10 protein-coding genes and 1 pseudogene are annotated in these 16703 nt (G+C 73.3%); 3 read left to right on the top strand and 8 right to left on the bottom strand.

Annotation, left to right across the window (positions count from 1 at the left end; genetic code table 11):
* Positions 1-316: 316 nt before the first annotated feature.
* The 6 genes from mobF to E9549_RS03785 all read right to left on the bottom strand — a co-directional run bounded on the left by mobF (position 317) and on the right by E9549_RS03785 (position 10478).
* Positions 317-5812 carry a MobF family relaxase gene (gene mobF, locus E9549_RS03810; RefSeq protein ID WP_236825372.1) on the bottom strand — a complete coding sequence of 1832 codons (5496 nt, stop codon included), beginning with the start codon at positions 5810-5812 and terminating at the stop codon, positions 317-319.
* Positions 5813-6420: 608 nt separating this feature from the next.
* A complete protein-coding gene (locus tag E9549_RS03805; protein WP_236825259.1) occupies positions 6421-8019 on the bottom strand; it encodes a ParB N-terminal domain-containing protein in 1599 nt (532 codons plus the stop codon).
* A gap of 62 nt (positions 8020-8081) precedes the next feature.
* Complete coding sequence (locus E9549_RS03800) at positions 8082-8435, bottom strand: hypothetical protein (protein ID WP_236825258.1); 354 nt, start codon at positions 8433-8435, stop codon at positions 8082-8084.
* Between the two features lie 14 nt (positions 8436-8449).
* Positions 8450-9010 carry an ImmA/IrrE family metallo-endopeptidase gene (locus tag E9549_RS03795; protein WP_236825257.1) on the bottom strand — a complete coding sequence of 187 codons (561 nt, stop codon included), beginning with the start codon at positions 9008-9010 and terminating at the stop codon, positions 8450-8452.
* Entirely contained in the window at positions 8944-9477 is a 534-nt protein-coding gene (locus tag E9549_RS03790) for an ArdC family protein (RefSeq protein WP_236825256.1), read from the bottom strand. Before E9549_RS03790 ends, E9549_RS03795 begins: the two co-directional genes overlap by 67 nt.
* A gap of 575 nt (positions 9478-10052) precedes the next feature.
* Positions 10053-10478 (bottom strand): heavy metal-responsive transcriptional regulator, encoded by a 426-nt coding sequence (locus E9549_RS03785; RefSeq protein ID WP_236825255.1) that lies wholly within the window; start codon positions 10476-10478, stop codon positions 10053-10055.
* A gap of 87 nt (positions 10479-10565) precedes the next feature.
* Here E9549_RS03785 and merA point away from each other — a divergent pair, with 87 nt between their 5' ends.
* Positions 10566-11933 carry a mercury(II) reductase gene (merA, locus tag E9549_RS03780; RefSeq protein WP_236825254.1) on the top strand — a complete coding sequence of 456 codons (1368 nt, stop codon included), beginning with the start codon at positions 10566-10568 and terminating at the stop codon, positions 11931-11933.
* Between the two features lie 186 nt (positions 11934-12119).
* The gene (locus E9549_RS03775) at positions 12120-13646 is read left to right on the top strand and encodes an MFS transporter (protein ID WP_236825253.1); all 1527 of its coding nucleotides are present in this window, start codon (positions 12120-12122) and stop codon (positions 13644-13646) included.
* A 95-nt stretch (positions 13647-13741) separates the two neighbouring features.
* Here the strand turns inward: E9549_RS03775 and E9549_RS03770 are convergent, their stop codons facing one another.
* Positions 13742-15061 carry an alkaline phosphatase gene (locus E9549_RS03770; protein WP_236825252.1) on the bottom strand — a complete coding sequence of 440 codons (1320 nt, stop codon included), beginning with the start codon at positions 15059-15061 and terminating at the stop codon, positions 13742-13744.
* Positions 15062-15276: 215 nt separating this feature from the next.
* Here E9549_RS03770 and E9549_RS03765 point away from each other — a divergent pair, with 215 nt between their 5' ends.
* Complete coding sequence (locus E9549_RS03765) at positions 15277-16080, top strand: STAS domain-containing protein (protein ID WP_236825251.1); 804 nt, start codon at positions 15277-15279, stop codon at positions 16078-16080.
* Between the two features lie 179 nt (positions 16081-16259).
* Here E9549_RS03765 and E9549_RS03760 read toward each other — a convergent pair.
* Positions 16260-16703 (bottom strand): annotated as a pseudogene (locus E9549_RS03760) (hypothetical protein); the annotation flags it as partial.

Raw genomic sequence — 16703 nt, 5'->3', positions numbered from 1 at the left:
CTTGCGGTTACCCACGCTCGATGGGCGATGCCCTAGGAGGGTCGCCACCCCCGTCGTGTTCCCAGAGCCGATCATCTGATGCGCGGCCGTCGAACTGACCCTCCAGTCGAGGAGGTCACCCCAGCTCGGCATCGATCAGGAACCAAACTCGGTATCGGATCGGAGTTTGCATCAGGACCCCAAGTTTGTGATCAGCCTCTGCCGCCCGACGTGACGACGTTCATGCACCGTATCGGCGCACACGGCGCTCGTCGGCACGCCACCGGTGGCAGCCGTCCGCTCATCGGCATGTGCAGATGTCCCGCAGGCCGAACTCCTAACGGGAAGGGTGCACGTCCGGCTGGGAGCCAAGTGAAGGCCTTCCCGTATGACCTGCCCGGTGAAGATCTCCGTATGGGGGCGTCAACCGGGACGCCTGCTGGGTGCCGGGCGTGGACGAGCGGTGGGGCGCGGTGCTCGGTTCGGTGTCGAGCACGGCCTGGTGGACAACCCCGGGCGGCACGCCGAGGACCTCGGTGACTCGGTCAATGTGGCCCAGCCAGCGGCCCGGTGGCAGAGCGACGATGACGGCGGCCACGTCGTGAAGTCTGGCGGGGAGGTCCGAGACGCTCCGGTCGTACGCGGAAGGGCGAAGGCGCGCGTCGAGCAGGGCGTCGGCGAGGCTGGCCGAGGTGTCGATGGCCGTCCGGAGTCCGGCGGCGCCGTCACGGTGGAGGAGGTCGGCGGGATCGAGCCCGTCGGGGAGGGCGAGGCGGCGCGGGTCGTCGCCGCGGGTGGTGAGCTGCCAGTAGATGCGCTCGGCGGCCTGCTGCCCGGCGGGGTCGTTGTCGGTGGCCACCAGGATGCCGGGGCCGTCGACGCTGATGTATGGGTCCAGCAGGTCGGCCTGCCGGTCGGTGAGGGCGGTGCCGAGGGTGGCGACGCCGACGGTCTGCTCGGCGCCGGCCAGGGTGAGGGCGATGGCGTCCAGTGGGCCTTCGACGAGGGCCGGGGTGGCTCCGGCGGCCAGGTCGGCCCGGCCCTCGTGGAGCCCGAACAGGTGCTCGCCCTTGCGGTACAGGTCGGTGCCCGGGGTGTTGAGGTATTTGGGCCCGGCGCGTCCGTCGTCGGGTGCGGTGGGGTTGCGGCGGGCGATGAAGCCGACGACGACGTCGTCCCGGTCGTGGATGGGGAAGGTGAGGCGGTCGCGGAACCGGTCGATCAGCGTGCCGGTGCGGGCGCGCTGGGCGAGGCCGGCGGCGAGCAGTTCGGTGTCGGTGGCGCCGTGGCCGCGCAGGTGGTCGACGAGGGCGGTCCAGCCGGCGGGGGCGTAGCCGGGCGCGAACCGTGGATCGCCGGCGAGGTCGGAGCCCAGCCGCTCGCGCAGGTAGCCCGGCGCCCAGGAGCCGGGGTAGTGGCCGGTGTAGAAGGTGGCGGCCTGGGTGTTGAGCTCGATGAGCCGGTCGCGGCTGACGGCGGCGGTGGCCCAGAAGTGTTGCTCGAGCAGGTAGTCGGCGTCGTCGGTGGGCGGTTCGTCGAGGGTGAAGGGGTCGGGGGTGAGGTACCGCGGGCCGGCCGGCGGCGACTCGCCGTCGTGGGGGACGGGGGGCACTTGGTCCGCGCCGGTCAGGTCCGGATGGTCGGTGACCGCGGACGCCGTGTCGTCCTCGGCCGGGGGGAGCTGGTGGGCGTCGTCGGGTGGTTGCAGGTCGGCCGGCAGCGGCTCGGGGGCGTCGATGGGTGCGGGGTCGGTGAGCGCGGCGACGCGGAACACCAGGGCCTCGGCGATCTCGTCGCCGGCCTGCGCGGTGACCGCCGCGGGGAGGCCAGCGACGGCGGCGCCGAGCAGATCGGTCGGCGTCCAGCCGGCGCGGATGCCGGTGGTGACTGCGGCGACCAGGGCCGGCCAGGCCGGGGCGCCGAGCAGGCGGTGGCGGTGCTCGGCGGGCAGCAGCTCGAGGAGGGTGGTGCACCACAGGGGGTGCAGCGCTCCGGCGTCGGGACCGGTGCCGGGCACGGTCGCGGGGGACAGGTGCGGTGCGAGCCGCCACCACAGGGCGGCGGCGGGCAGGTCGTCGGGCAGCGGTCGCTGGGCGGCGACGGCAGCCAGCAGGCCGGCGGCATCGAGGCCGGCGCGGTCGGCGGCGGCTAGCCGCTCGGCCAGGACCGGCCAGTGGGTGTCGCGGCGGATGCGCGGGTCGAGGCTGTCGGCCAGCGCCGCCCACACCGACCGGCCCGGGGACGGGGTGACGGCGACGGCCTGGTCCAGCTGGGTCTGGTGGTGGCGTTCGGCGGCGGGGAATCGCGGCGGGCCGGTGGGGCGGCGGTCCTGATCCGGGATGTCCAGGGCGGCCCGCCAGACGGCGAGGTCCGCGCGCAGTGCGGCCTGCTCGGGGGCCAGCAGGGAGCGGGCCCAGCCGGGTGCGGTGGTCGGGGTCATGGTCGCGGCCGTGGCGGCGACCCGGGCCGCGCAACCGGCGAGGTGGCCGGCGCGGGCGGCCAGGTAGGGGCCCCAGTGCGGATCGTCGGCCAGCGCGGGAGGGACGGCGGGCAGCCACGGCAGCGGACCGGACGGGCCGACGGCGGGCAGTCGCCAGTCCAGGACGGCGGCGGGGTCGGCGGCGCTGCCCAGTTCGCGCATCCCGGCGGCGTGGGTGAGCGCGGCGAGAGGGTCGGTGCCGGAGAGGGCCAGCAGCGCCAGGTGCCCGCGCAGGGTCGGCCAGGCCGGTGCCGCGGTCAGCCCGGGTCGGAGATTGTCGGCGGCGTTCTCCAGTTGTTCTCCGGTTCCCGGTTCGAGGCGGTGCTCGGCGGCGAAGCGCAGCGTGTCGGCGTAGCGGACGGCGGCGGTGTGCAGCTGCCCGGCCGGATCGGCCAGCGCCCGGCGGATGGCGGTGGCCGAGGTCTGGGCGTCGTTGCGGGCCAGCATGGCCACCAGCAGGTCGGTCGCCGTCGGCGGGGAGACGGCGGCGGGGGTGATGATGCTGTGCGGGTCGCCGTCGGCCACGGTGGAGAGGTAGAGGTGGTTGGCGGAGCGGCCTCGGGAGAGCGCGACGTAGAGCAGCTGCCGGCTCTCGGTCCCGGTCAGGACGGTGTGGCAGGTGTCTGCGGTGACGCCCTGGGCGCCGTGCACGGTGGCGGCGTAGCCCAGCTGCACGTGCTCGCGGACATAGGCCGCCGGCAGGGTGAGGCGCCGGCCGGTGCCGGTGTGGGTGACGGCGAGGGCGCCGTCGTCGCCGACGGCCCGCACGGTGAAGCGGTCGCCGTTCTTCACCCAGTCGGTGGCGCCCAGCGGCAGGGTCCGGTCGTTGCGTCGGGTGAGAACCGGATCGCCGGCGCCGGCCCGGGTGCCGTCGGCCAGCACCACCTCGGGGCCAGTCGGGCCGGGGGAGGAGGCCAGCCGGTCGGCGCGGGCCCGCTCATTCAGGCGCGCCACGACCTCGCGGGTGGCGGCCAGCAGCAGCGCGTCGACGCCGGCGGCGCGGTCGGCCGCCCAGGTGGCGTAGGCCTGTTTGGCGCAGGTGGCCAGGTCGCCGACGTGCACCCGGCCGGCGTCGAGGTAGAAGCCCAGCCCGGTGGTGTCGCCGTCGCGGATGGCGACGGTGGCCGCGGCCTCGGCGGGGTCGGTGAAGCGCACCAGCTGGGTGAGCGTCACCGCCCCGTGCGTGGCGGCGATCTCGCTGAGCACCCCGCCGGCGGCCACCGCGGTCAGCTGCCGCGGGTCGCCGACCAGCCGGAGGCTGCCGCCCCGGCCCAGGACGTAGTCGGTGGCGCGGGCCAGCTCCACGGTGCCGGCCATCCCGGCCTCGTCGACGATGACCAGCGTGCCTGGCCCGATGCCGGCCACCCAGTCGGGCAGCTGTGCTTCGTCGAGGGACCAGACCAGCTTGGCCAGGGTGTCGCAGCGGCCGGGCAGGGAGGAGCGCAGCGTCGCCGCGGCGACCGCGGAGGGGGCCAGCCCGAGCACGCTGCCCCCGCTGGCGGTCCACGCGCGGGCCAGGGTCGCCAGCGCGGTGGTCTTCCCGGCCCCGGCCGGGGCGACGGCCAGCTGCAGCCGGGCGCCGCTGCCGGCCAGCTGGCGGACCAGCTGCGCCTGCCCGGGGTTGAGCTCGGTGCCGTTGGCGGTGGCCTCCAGCAGCGCCAGCTCGACGACGGCCGCGTCGGCGCGGCGGCCGCCGCCGTGGCCGGCGGCCGCCACCAGCCGGGTCTCAGCATCCAGCACCGCCTGGCTGGTGAACAGCTGGGCGCCGGCGACGGTGTAGACGCTGGCGCCGTCTGAGCGGCGTAGCTCGGCGGGCTCGGCCACCGGATCCGGTGCGCCCAGCGGAACGGACATCGCGGGGGACAGGGCCGTCTCGGTCACCCGGGACACTGCGACATCGACGTCGTCGGGGGCCAGGTCGGCGGCGCGGACCAGCCGCTCAGCCTCGGCGCGCACGTGCCAGAACTGCCAGCTCGCCCGCTGCCCGCTCACCGTCTCCAGCACCCGGGTCGCCGCCGAGTGGACCCAGGCCTCGGTGATCCCCGGTGGGCGCGGCGGCGGCCGGCCGCCCAACACGCGGTCGAGCATGCCGGCGAGCGCCGCGGGGCCGCCGAGCACGTCGAGGGCCTGCCGCCGCCAGGTCGCCCGCTGCTCGGCCAGCGAGCGCGGCTCGTGCTTGGCCTCCCGGGTCTCCAGCGTCGCCTGCTGGGCCAGCGCGATCGCCTCGGCTGCCGTGGGCGGCCGGCCGTGCTCGGCCTGAAAAGCAGTCGCCAGCTCGCCGCGGCGGACGTCGATCACCCGTCGCCGGGAGGACCAGGCGGCCAGCAGCCCGGCGTCCAGGCCGGCGATCTCGCGCACCGGCCGCTTGTCGGCCTCCCGGCCGGGACGCTCGGCGAAGCGCACCCCGAGCCCGCTGGTCAGGTGGGCCTCCAGCCGGGTGTTGTAGTGCTCCGAGGCCGCGACGTTGGCCTTGTACAGCACCCGCCCGTCCAGCGCCCGCCACCGTCCGTCGCGGGTCTGCACCTTGTTGCTGACCGCCACGTGGGTGTGCAGGTCCGGGTCGCCCGCGCGGGAGTCGCGGTGGGTGAATACCGCCGCGATCAGCCCGCGAGTCTCCACCTGCCGCGCCCCGCCCGCGCCCAGCCGGGTGAAGCAGGCGTGCCGTTCCAGCCAGGCCAGCGTGTCGGCGACCGCCGCCGCGTGCGCGGCCTCGATCTGCTCGGCGACCTCCCGTGGCGCCAGCGCCCACAACGCCGACACCGACTTCACCGGCGAGAAGGTCAGGTCGTAGCCGGCCACCGCCGTGGTGGCCGGCCGGGACGCCCGGGCGATGAACCCCGACAACTCCCGGGCGTCGGCCGGGGGCCGGCCGTGCTCGGCGCTGAACATGCCGCGCGCCACCTCGCCGCGGATCCGAGTCCGCTCCGGTTCGGGCAGCGGCGCGTCGAACGGTCGCCCCTGCGACACGTTGGCCGCGCCGAACTCCTGCGCACAGCGCGCCCGAAAGCCGTCAGCGGCCACGGGGTATGTCAGGAACGGCAGACCGAGGGCGCCCGCGGCCCGCGCCTGATCGCCGGTCCGCCCGGCGGCCAGAGCCTCCCGCTCCAGGCGCTCCGCGTCGGGATGGCGCCCCTGGCCGAACAGTGCCTTCATCTGCGCCTCACCGACCGGGTGCCCGGCAACCACCCCGGTGACGCCGGCCAGGCCGCTCCCGGCCCAGACGCCGGGGGACTCGCCGCGCTGGGAGTAGTAGTCGCCCAGGCCCACATGGCCCCGCTCGGTGGCATCCAACGCCGCCACCTGCCGCGTCAGGTACGTGTACCCGTCCCCGGCGGTCAGCTTGTGCAGCGACATCACGGGCGCGGACGCTAGGAAGACGACCTCCTGTTTCTGCCGCGCAATCCTCCCGTCCGGCGGTCCCACCGGCCGAGCGGCCTCTTCCGGAGAGCGACGCATTGCACCGCCGCGGCGCCCAGGTCACCAAGGGCAGGCAAGACAGAGTCGACGAAGCCGGGCGCTTCCGGGAGGGGCCAAGACCCACTGATCCTCGAGACCAGTCGAGCTGCACCGCACCTCGCCAGGGAGCCCGGACCAAGCGTCAGCCACCGGGGCAGTCGCCCCGGCGAGGTAGCGCAGGGCCGTCATGGAAGCCAGGTACCTGTCGCATCCAATGCGACTCGCTTCGGTCTCGTATCCGACAGTGCATGAGGTGTGTCGGCTCGTGATCTTGGTAGGTCGGGCGGGTCTCCGGTGGCTGGTCGTCGTCGTCGTCGGTCGGTCGGGTCGGCGGGTGCCGGGGCCGGGGCGTCGTGGGATGGGCTTCTGGCAGGACGTGGGAGTTCTCGGAGTGGGTCAGTGGAAGCAGGGGTGATCTTGCCGGGGTCGGCGGGCGGTGGGCGCTGGCGAGGTGCGAGCTGGTGCGGCTGGCCGCCTCGTACGGGGACGAGGCGGCCAGCCGGGTATCAGGGCCGGTCAGCCGCGTCGAGTTCGCCGTCCATGTTCTCTCCTTCGGACGGCGCGTCCGGGGTCACTTGCTGCCCGCAAGCGCGTTGCTCGACCGGGGCCAGGGTGTAGCCGCAGGTCTGCAGGAACTGCAGGTAGCGGGTGGTGTGCCCGCGCACGTTGCGCCAGTCGGAGCGGTCGGTGCGGTTCTCGTAGCCGGCCAGCACCTGCGCCAACGTCAGGACGAGGGCACGGGCGTCGCTGGCCTGCTCGATGAGTGCGCCGAGTGCGGCGGAGCGGCCGTATCCGGTGCGCTCGGTGCAGCCGAGCAGATCGGCGGCCAGGTGGTTGCCGTCGATGCCGGCGACGATCTCCGCGTCGTGGGCCAGAGCGGCGGCGAGGAAGGAGTTGCTCCCCTTGGGCGCGGTCTTGCGGGTGAGCAGGCCGCGCAGCCAGTCGCGGCGGACGGTCTCGGCGCTGGCCCACGCCTTGTTGGACTCGATGACGTCGCGGCGCTGCGCTCGGGCGGCCTCCCGCTCGGCCTCGTCCATCTCGCTGGCCTTCTTGCGGTCGGTGCCCGAGTCGTACCCGCGCCAGCGGTCGAGGTGGCCGTGCGTGGCCGGGTCGGTGCACACGTACCGGACGCCGGTCCAGGTACGCCACACCGGCTCCGTTCCCTCGTCGTCGTCGGCGTCGTCGGAAGGTTTGTCGTCGAGGTCGCCGGGAAGGTCGGCGTCGTCGGCGGGAGGTTTGGTGCCGGGCGGGACCCATCCGGACATCTGGGTGAGGTAGGCGGCGTGTCCGGGACACGTCGCGTGACCGGTCTCGGTCAGCTCGGCGCCGTCGGGGTCGGTGAGCCGGTGCAACTCCCGGACGGGGGTGTCGCCGTAGGGCGGGCGGTCGATCACGGTCACCCCGGCCGCCCGCAGCTCGGCGGCCACTTGCTCCCGCTCGGCGGCCTCCGCGCGGGCGTCGCGCAGCCGCTGGGCGGTGTGGTCGAACTGGCCGGTCTTGGCTGAGGCGACCAGGGCCTTGACCGCTTCGGGATCGTCCTCGAACTCGGCGACGGTGGCGGCCTGCGTCAGGTCGAGGAAGTCGTAGCGCACGGTCGCGGCCTGGGCCAGGTTCGACCCGGCGACCGCGAGGGCGGCGGTGATCTCGTTCCGCTTGGCGCGGGTTCGCTTGCTGATCTGGGTGGGGCTGACGCCGAACGCGGAGAGTTGGGCGATCACGCCGACCCTTTCCGCGGTGGTCAGCCCGGCCCGGTGCTCGTTCTCGGCCCACTGGGTGACCAGTCGCTCGACCTGCGCGGCGTCGTCCTCGGCTTCGTCGGCGACCACGACGACGGGCACGGTGGGCCGTCCGGCCTCGATGGCGGCCAGGGTGCGGCGGTGCCCGAAGCGGACCCGCAGCGGTCCCTCGGAGGTGCGCACGGCGATGATCGGGACCAGCACGCCGAGGTCTCGGACGCTGGCGATGAGGTCGGCGTCGACGCGGGCGTCGCGGCGCACGTTGGCGTCGACCAGCAGAGTGCGCGGGTCGATTTGCTGCACGCTCAGCTCGGCACCGGCGTCGGCGGCCGCCGTGCCGTCGGTGGTGGGGGTGCTGTCGATGGTCATGGCATGTGCTCCTTGCCCGGTATCGGTGTTGGTGTCGATGGGGTGGGGGATGCGCTGCGTGCTCACGACGTGCCGCCGGAGGTGCGGATGGTCCAGAAGCGCCACCAGCGGCGACCGGACAGCGTCGGCAGGACGGCCCGTAGCTGGCAGCCGTCCGGCATGGGGTGGACGGCCACGCCGACGGCGACGCCGCTGGCGGCGGCCAGCCGCGCGAGCACGCCGATCAGGACGGCGGCGGTGTCGCGGTCGGGGCAGTCGAGAACCAGCGGGCACCGGTGGTCGGCGGGTCTCTGCAGGGCCTCGGTCAGAGCGGCCTCGGTGACGGCTGCGCTTATCCGCAGCTCGGTGGCAGTCCAGTCCGGGGACAACCCCGGATCGAGGACGGCCGCCTGGCTCGGGGGGAGAACGGCGAGCATGGCCGCGCCCCCGTTCACGCCGCGACCAGGAGGGCGCCGGAGGCGTCCTGGCCGGCCGGGCTGGTCGGTTCCGGGTCGTCCTCGCCGTCGCCGTCGAGGTGGGCAAGGATGCGCCCGGCAGCGGCGGTGACCGTTGCGGCGGCCGCCCGCAGCACGGCGGTGTCTCCACCGGACCACGCGGCGACGTAGGGCACGGTGTAGGCGCCGGAGTCCAGCCCGGCCCAGGCCGTGACGATGTAGGCCACCGACTCCGCCTCGGCCTCCGCCCGGCCTCGGCAGCCGGTGTAGTCGAATCCGTCGGCGGTGTGTCCGCACTCGATGTGGGCCAGTTCGTGGGCCAGGGTCTTGAGCGCCTGCGCCCGGTCGACGTCCGGGCGGACCCGCACGGTGCGGGTGGCCGGGTCGGTCATCCCGTTGGCCGTCCCGCAGTCGACACGGGCCAGGGTGTAGCCGTGCGCGGCGACCTGAGCCGCGAGCGACTCCCACAACGCATCCGGGCCGTCGCCGGTCAGGAGCTGCGGCCTGACCTCGGGCAGCGGCTGGCCATCGGTCTGGGATACGTCGAAGACGTGCACGACCCGAAATCCGCGCAGTGCCCGTCGCGGCGGTCGGCGGGCTCGCCGCAGTTAGGCCCTGCGGCGGTCTCGCCGGCCCCCTCCGCGGCCTGCTCGTCGTGGTCGCTGCCGGCCCGGTAGGTGCAGGGCGCCAGGATCGCCAGGCCGCGCTGTCCTTTGACCACGGAGCGGCCGAGGGACTTCCAGGTGCCGAACCCGGCCACCCGGGTAGGGGTGAATCCCCGTTCGGCGCCCTGCACCGCGATCAGCAGCTGGTTCCCCAGGCTGTAGCGGTGGAAGCGGGCGGCGGCGTCGAGCATGGCGCGCCACTGCGGATCGGCAGTGAGCCGCTCGACCTGCGCACCGATCTGTTCGTGTAACGCGGATATCCGCGCGGCGCGGGCGGTCTCGGCCGCCTGCCGGTCGGCCGGGTTGCGCTGTGCCCGGCTGTCCTGCTGCTTTCTTGCTCTGCTGGTGGTGCTGGTCATCTGAACCCCTCCTGTGAACCGGAGCCGACGCCGGTACGGAGGGACTACGGAAGGGGTGTCTGGCCACCCATTCCCCCGGCCCGTCCGGCAAAGAGCTCTGCTCAGGGGCCGGGAGCGACGGCGGGGGACGACCGGACCAAGATGCTTCCGCAGCGAAGCGTCCGAAGGACGGAAGGATCTTGGTCCGGTCGGGAGGAGACGGCGCGGGAGGCCCCTATGCTGAGCTGCCGGACGGGTCGGGGGATGAACAAGACAGCCCGCCGTAGGCGGACCTTGATGCCGGCGCAGCCGGCGCCACGCGCCAGCGTGGCCCGTCAGGGTGTTCTGCACCGCAGCCGTCGGGACGTTGTCGCCCGCTCACTGCCAAGTTCGCCGGCAACGCCAGCTCCGCAGCTGTACCGGCTCACCCTGGAGTGAGGCCTTCACCTCACTGGGAGGATCAGCCTCGGGCGGGACAGTGCCCCGTCACGACGCAGGGGCAGGGCGCTAGGCATGAAATGGATGACTCACCATCCTGTCGTCTCACCTGCGGCCCTGCAGAGCAGGGCTCGCGCGTCGGGAGCCCTGACCCGGCGTCAGGTGGTGGGCACGGGCTGCGCAACGACGTCGGCGGGTATCACCTGGCAGACGGCGGCGGGGCTGCACGTGGCCGGGTCCAGGGTGCCCGCCCGGGAGCGGAGCCGTTCGACGTCCGCTCGTAACGCGGTCAGTTCGGCGATGCGCCGGTCGAGGTCGGCGGCGTGGCTGTCCAGCAGGGCAAGGACGTGCTGGCACGGAGCTCCGCTGCTCGCCCGGACCGTGATGATCTCGCGGATCTCGGCCAAGCTGAGCCCGGCGGCTTGGGCCGCTTTGACGAATGCCAACCGGTCGACGGCGTCCTCGTCATAGTCCCGGTAGCCGGAGGGACGCCGAGCCGGTGCGGGAAGTACGCCGGCGGATTCGTAGAACCGGATCGTCTTGGTCGTCAGCCCGGTTCGGGCGGCGAGCTGGCCGATTCGCACCGGCGCAGCCTACGACTTGACCTTCCAGCGCAGTGGAAGCCCTAGCGTCGGCTACCAGGTCATCGAGCCAAGCGGAGGAGCGGCACCATGGACGCAGTCGATCTGGTCGTCATCGGAACCGGCGGGGCGGCGATGGCCGCCGGCATCGAGGCGCGCTCACGAGGCAGGTCCGCCGTGCTGGTCGAGCATGGACCGCTGGGCGGGACCTGTCTGAACATCGGCTGCGTACCGAGCAAGAACCTGCTCGCCGCCGCCGGCCGGCGGCACCGTGCACAGGCCAACCCGTTCCCGGCCGTACCGACCGGCGCCGGCGACGTGGACATGGCCGCACTGACCGAGCAGAAGCAGGAGCTCATCGACCGGCTGCGGCACGTCAAGTACGCCGACGTCGCCGAGGCGCACGGTTTCCCCGTCCGGTACGGGAACGCCCGGTTCGTCGACGAGCAGACCCTCGAGGTCGACGGGCAGCCACTGGTGGCGCCTGCGTACGTGGTGGCCACCGGCGCGGCCCCGCACATCCCCGACCTGCCCGGCCTGGCCGGCGTCGACTACCTGACCTCCACCACGGCGATGGAGCTGACCGAGTTGCCGGAGTCGCTGGTCGTGCTGGGCGGCGGCTACGTCGGGCTGGAGCAGGCGCAGCTCTTCGCGCACCTGGGCGTGCAGGTCACCGTCGTGGGCCGGTTCGCGCCGCACACGGAGCCCGAGATCGCTGCGGTGTTGCGTGAGGTGTTCGCCGACGACGGCATCACCGTGGTCGAGGAGCGCGGGGTGGCCGTGGCCGGCAGCGCCGACGGCGTCGTGGTCACGACAAGCGGCGGCCGGGCGGCGACAGGGCAGCGACTTCTGGTGGCCACCGGCCGGTACGCCGACACCGGGGACCTGGGTCTGGAGGCGGCCGGGGTGAAGACCGATGAGCGGGGCTTCATCGTGGTCGACACCCATCAGCGCACCACGAATCCGCGGATCTTCGCTGCCGGCGACGTGTCCGGCGCGCCGCAGTACGTCTACGTCGCCGCGCAAACCGGGCACGCCGCCGCCGCAGGAGCGCTCGGTGCGCCGACAACAGTGGACTACCGCGGATTGCCCGGGGTGACGTTCACGACGCCGCAGCTGGGCGGCGCCGGCCTCACCGAGGAGCAGGCGCTGGCGCGCGGTCACGTTTGCGACTGCCGGGTGCTCGGCGCGCAGGACATCCCGCGGGCGCTGGCCAACCGGGACACCCGCGGCGCCCTCAAGCTGGTCATCGACGCCGACACCGGGCAGGTGCTGGGCGTGCACGCCGCCCTCGACGGCGCTGGCGACGTCATGCTGGCCGCCACTTACGCGATCAAGTTCGGGCTGACCGTCGACGACCTGGCCGACACGTGGGCGCCGTACCTCACGATGAGCGAGGCGCTGCGTATCGCCGCCGGACTGTTCCGCACCGACAAGCCGACCAGCTGCTGCGCATGAGCGGAGACATCGTGCTTGGGCACTGCGGGTCGCTTGCGTTCGCTCAGGTGCCAGTGCCGGAGTGCCTGGACGGCAGCACGGGGAGGCCCGGACGTCCACGAGGACGGCCAACCCGGCGAGGGCTGAGCGAGGCTTAGCCGCGGACGGTCGGGCAGTGGAACCCCGGTGACGAAGGACAGGAGGGGCGTGGCGGAGGATCAGCGGCGGCCGGGGATGCGCGCCGTGCTGGCCCAGCCGGACTTCCGGCGGCTCTGGACGGCGCGGACGGTCAGCCAGTGGGGCGACATCTTCAGCTTCGTCGCGCTGGCCATCCTGATCTACCGGCTGACCGGCTCGGGGCTGGGCGTGGCCGGCCTCGTGGTCGCCGAGATCGTCCCGGTGCTGCTCATCGCCCCGATCGCCGGCGTCGCCGTCGATCGGCTGCCCCGCGTCCAGCTCATGGTCGCCGCCGACGTACTGCGCGCCGCCCTGGCCGGCGTTCTGGTGGTCTGGCACGACGACCCGCTGGTCATTTACGCCGTCGCGTTCTGCCTGTCGGTCGGCGCGGCGTTCTTCAACCCGGCCGCCAACAGCGTGCTGCCCTCGGTTGTGGCCGACCGGGAGATCGTCGCGGCCAACAGCGCCGTCTGGACGGCGGCGGTGCTGTCACAGATCGTCCTTGCGCCGCTGGCCGGAGGCCTGGTCGCCCTCGTCGGCCCGGGGTGGGCGTTCGGCCTCAACGCCGCGAGCTTCGTCGTCTCGGCGCTGGCGCTACGCGGACTGCGGCTGGTCGCGCCTCCGCGTGAGGTCGGCCGCCGCCGGCTGCTGGCCGAGGCCCGCGAGGGTGTGGCGATGGTCGGCCGGGACCGGCTGCTGCGCGCGCTGGCCATCGGCCAGCTGCTGGCCGCGCTGTCGGCCGGGGCGACCAGCGCGCTGCTGGTGGTGCTGGCCGCCGAGCACCTGCGGGCCCCGGCGAACGCCTACGGTCTCCTGCTCGGCGCGATCGGCGTGGGCGCCGCCCTGGGCCCCACTCTGCTGCTGCGGCTGATTCCCGACCCGCGCCGCCCGCTGTACGTGTTCGGCCCCTATGTGCTGCGCGGCCTGGTCGACCTGGTGCTCGCCTCGGTCCGCTCACTGCCGGTCGCCGCCGCCGCCCTGGCCGTGTACGGCGTCGGAACCTCCACCGGCGCTGTCACCTTCAACAGCCTGCTGCAGTCGCACGTCACCGACTGCACGCGCGGGCGGATCTTCGCCCTGATGGACCTGCTGTGGCAGAGCGGGCGCCTGGCCCGTCTCGGCGTCGGCGGGCTGCTCGCCGACACCGTGGGCATCCGCGCCGTCTACTACCTCGGCGGCGTGCTGCTGTTGCTGGCCGCCACCATCGGCTTCGCCGCCAGCCGCACACCCGCGCCCTCGCGCCCTCGCGCCCTCGCGCCCTCGCGCCCTCGCGCGAGGCAACCCCCCAGAGTCCGGACTGAGCAACGGCCAGGCCCGGGTGAGTTCGCCGATGCGGAGCTCAGTAGGCGGGGCGTAAGCACACCTGCAGCCCGGGGAGCAGCCCGCGGGTGCCGGTTCCGTCGACACGTGCCAGTCCGCGGAGCAACACCTTTGTCCGACGATCACGGGTCGGTGGTCGGCTACCCGCACGGGACTTCTCACGATGGTCGCCGATCAGGTCCGGTCCTGCCCCGCGACCGCATCCGCCCTGGACATCGGTGGCAGGGGACAGCCTGATGGGGGCTAGCCACCACGTCCGGCCCAGCGACCCGCTCGGGGTCACTGGGCCGAACGGTTCTGCAGTTCAACGGCCGCCCGTCGCGGCCCGCCCATCACTCTCGGTCGCCCCGGCCGGCGTTCCCAGCGGGCTTCTGGCGCCCGCCGCCTGCCTCGCCTCGCAACAGCGACTCCTGGATGACCTGGTGCACGAAGGTGTTCTCGAAGTAGCCCGTGAGCCGCTCCGAGCCCGGGCCCATCGCGGTGAGGGGGACGTCGGCGTTCGTGTGGCCGGTCGTGGTCCAGTCGACCACGATCTGGAACGGGGAGTCCGCGACGTCGAAGGGTCCGTCCTCGGTGGACGGCGGAGTGCCGCTCTCATCGCGGGTCCCGGTGTCCTCGATCGCCATGCCGCCGGTCTCGTGGTCGGCCGTGGTGATCAGGAGGGTGTCGTTGCGCTGCTCGGCGAACTTCTTGGCGACCGCCACGGCCTGGTCCATGAGCTGGACCGCCTCGATCGTCATCGCGGCGTTGTTGGCGTGGGCCTGCTCATCGACCGCCTCTTCCTCCACGATGAGGAGGAAGCCCTTCTTGTTCTGCGACAGGATGTCGACGGCCTTCTGGGTCATCTGCTCCAGCGAAACACTCCTCTCGTTCGTGCCGACCGGCTCGGGCTCGGAGACGAACATCGTCCGGTTGGCGAAGAGGCCCAGCAGCTGGTCGCCCTCGGCGGCGGCCAGACCCTCGCCGTCGCTGACGTACTCATAGCCGAGCCCCTGCGCCCGCTCGACCAGGTTGCCCTGGTCGCTCCGACTCTCGCCGCCCTCGACCGCGCCCTCGTCACCGGCGGGGTACCAGAAGTCCTCGCCGCCGCCGAGCAGCACGTCGACCCCGGTCTCCTCGATGTACTGGCGGGCGATCTCGGTCTGTTGCCCGCGGTCGGCGACGTGGGCGCCGAAGGCGGCGGTCGAGGCGTCGGTGATCTCACCGGTCGTCACCAGGCCGGTGGACAGTCCCGCAGCCTCGGCCTGCTCGATGAGGGTCTCGACGTCGTTGCCCCCCGCGTCCTTGCCGATCGCGCCGTTGTAGGTCTGCACCCCGGTGGCGTAGGCGGTGGCCGAAGCGGCGGAGTCGGTGATGAACTCGGTGGAATCGGTCTGGACCAGGGCGGCGTAGGGCAGGCTGTCCATGGCCAGCTCGCCGTCGAGGCCGACGCCGGCGAGCGCCCCGGCGTTGCGGTGCGCTGTCCCCATGCCGTCGCCGATGAAGAGGATGGCGTTCTTCGCCTTGCCCTGGTCCCGGGCGCCGTCTCCGCGATCGCCGCCGGCAGCGGCGCTGGTCACCCCTGTGGCGGTGAATGCGACGGTCGCCGAAAGGGCGCCGACGGCGATGGCCAGCGGCCAGCGCCGGGCTCCGGTCGTGTGGGTCTGATGCATGACTCTCCCGGTGGGTGGTTCGGACTGTCCCGCCGTTGCCGACGGTGTGCCCGACGCTAGGAAGGCCGGGTGAGGCCCAGCGGTCTGCCAGGTGAACGTGGCTGTACGGTCGGCCGACGGGCTTGTCTGCGATGGCCGGTGCGGTGCGCCTTCCCTACTAGTCCCACTAGTAGCCTGGGTGTCACATGGTCTCTCCTCCGAGCTGAAGGAACGGGATGACGACCGCTTCAGGCACCCGCGAGCTGCCGTTCGCTCGACCCATCGTGTGGGCAGCACTGGCCGCCCTGCCTCCCTACTGCCCGGTGTGCGACGTCTCCTACGTCTGTACCGAGACCGGGGACGAGGAGGAGGCCGGGGCCATCGGCGAGGGCACCACGTTCGTGTGCGTGCGGGGCCGCCTGGACGGCTCTCCGGTGCCGGCGAATGCGGTGGACGGTGAGGTCGTGGAGTGGACCGCCGAGCGATCCATCGGGACGCGACTGGAGCTTGCGACCGAGACCTGGCAGACCCGTGTCGAATTGTCCGACGTAGCGGGGGGCTCCACCCAGGTCACCGTCACGGTCACCCATGAGCCCAAGCGCAGCGGCTGGCTGCGGCGCACCGTCCGGCGGAAGGCTACGGAGCGGATGGTTCGGGAGACCGTCGACTCCGAGCTGGACAAGCTGCCGGACCACGTCGAGCGGATGGGCGAGGGGCGGCCAGGCTCCAGTGCCGTGGCGCCCGCTTCCGCGTCCGTGGACGAGGAGGAGTGCGGCTGGGTGCTGCATCTCGTCGGCACCGTGAATGCCACAGACGTCAGGCGGCTCCAGTTGCAACAGCGCCTCGAGGAGGTCCCGATCGTGGCGATCGACGTCCGGGATCTGACGTACCTCGACTCGACGGCGCTTCCGGCCCTGGCGCGATGGGCGCGGCGCTCCTCCCAAGCCGGCCGTCAGGCGGTCATCCGGGGAGTCAACCCCGACTTCGATCAGATGCTCAACGTCATGGGGCTCACCTCCGGGTTTCTGCGGGACGATTGAGCTGACGCCGGCGTCTCGAGGCCCCGGGCCGGTAGTTCCGTGAGAGAGACGTCGCGCTCTTTGCCGATCGGGGCACGATCGTGCCTGGGGCGCCGGTGCGCTGACCCGGAGTCGAGTTCGGCGCAGTGGGACGACGGGTGGTGGCAGTCGTTGCTTGCCCCGTCGTGGGTTTCTGCGTGTCAGAGACCACCGTCTCCGGGGACGAGCTCGAAGAACGCCACCTGGGGCGGGGCGTTGATGCGCAAGGGGACCGTGCTGAAGCCGATCCCACAGGTGACGAACATGCGGTTGCCATCGGCGCCGTACTTCGCCGGCGCCCAGCCGTCGGCGACGATCGCCTCGTCCTCGGTGAGCGCAAGGTAGGACCAGCGGGGCGTGCCGGGAAGGGCGATCTGGCCGCAGTGCGTGTGCCCAGCCAGGGTGAGCGGTGCCGTGCCGGCCGGCAGCTCGTCGAACGTCGTGGGGTCGTGTGTGAGGACGACGCGCGGCGCGTCGTCCGGGACGTCGGCGAGCGCCGCCTCCACGTCGGCTCGCCCGCTCACGTCGGGCACGTGGGGTGTCTCCGGGCCGATCCCCACCAGGTACAACGGGTCGGCACCGGCGGTGGGGGAGGGGACGGGGAG

The sequence above is a fragment of the Blastococcus sp. MG754426 genome (assembly GCF_021699055.1).
Taxonomy (GTDB): domain Bacteria; phylum Actinomycetota; class Actinomycetes; order Mycobacteriales; family Geodermatophilaceae; genus Blastococcus.
This window is presented reverse-complemented; position numbering and strand designations above follow the sequence as displayed.

Bases quoted from the DNA above. Each gene is read 5' to 3' on its own strand.
- merA (WP_236825254.1), top strand. From the start codon at position 10,566: ATGGACGCAGTCGATCTGGTCGTCATCGGAACCGGCGGGGCGGCGATG.
- E9549_RS03800 (WP_236825258.1), bottom strand. From the start codon at position 8,435: ATGCTCGCCGTTCTCCCCCCGAGCCAGGCGGCCGTCCTCGATCCGGGG.
- mobF (WP_236825372.1), bottom strand. From the start codon at position 5,812: ATGTCGCTGCACAAGCTGACCGCCGGGGACGGGTACACGTACCTGACG.
- E9549_RS03805 (WP_236825259.1), bottom strand. From the start codon at position 8,019: ATGACCATCGACAGCACCCCCACCACCGACGGCACGGCGGCCGCCGAC.
- E9549_RS03790 (WP_236825256.1), bottom strand. From the start codon at position 9,477: ATGACCAGCACCACCAGCAGAGCAAGAAAGCAGCAGGACAGCCGGGCA.
- E9549_RS03770 (WP_236825252.1), bottom strand. From the start codon at position 15,061: ATGCATCAGACCCACACGACCGGAGCCCGGCGCTGGCCGCTGGCCATC.
- E9549_RS03765 (WP_236825251.1), top strand. From the start codon at position 15,277: ATGACGACCGCTTCAGGCACCCGCGAGCTGCCGTTCGCTCGACCCATC.